We start from the raw sequence: 382 nt of genomic DNA, 5'->3' as shown, positions 1-382 counted from the left end.
CGACGAGCCGCTCGTGCAGGGAGTTCCACTGGTCGGCGCCGGGGAAGCGCTCTTCCATCCAGAACCACTGCGGGCTCGCCGCCTCCACCAGTGAGGTGGGGGTGTCGGCGTTGTACTCCAGCATCCTGGCCGGGCCCGTGCCGTCGTACCGCAGATCGAACCGGCCGTACAGGGAGGGCTGTTCAGCCCTGCGCCGCCAGGACTCGGATATGAGGTCGATCAGCCGCGGGTCGGTGATCCCCAGCTCCGCGAAGCGGCCCCGCTCGACGATGTGCGCGGCCGCGGCCAGGCACATGGAGTGCAGCTCCTCCACGACGTCCTCGAGCGCCTCGACCTCGGGGAGCGTGAATTCGTAGTACGCGCTCTCGTCCCAGTACGGACG

General features: G+C 69.1%; 1 protein-coding gene. It reads right to left on the bottom strand.

Going from position 1 to position 382, the window contains the following annotated elements; genetic code table 11:
- Nucleotides 1-382, bottom strand: a 382-nt coding sequence (locus tag J0695_RS40100) for a glutathionylspermidine synthase family protein (RefSeq protein WP_206969740.1), incomplete at both ends; no start/stop codon positions are given.

Origin of the sequence: Streptomyces beijiangensis (assembly GCF_017315755.1) — a bacterium.
Lineage (GTDB): Bacteria > Actinomycetota > Actinomycetes > Streptomycetales > Streptomycetaceae > Streptomyces > Streptomyces beijiangensis.
The sequence above is the reverse complement of the archived record's forward strand: the minus strand, read 5'-3'. Positions and strand labels throughout refer to the sequence as shown.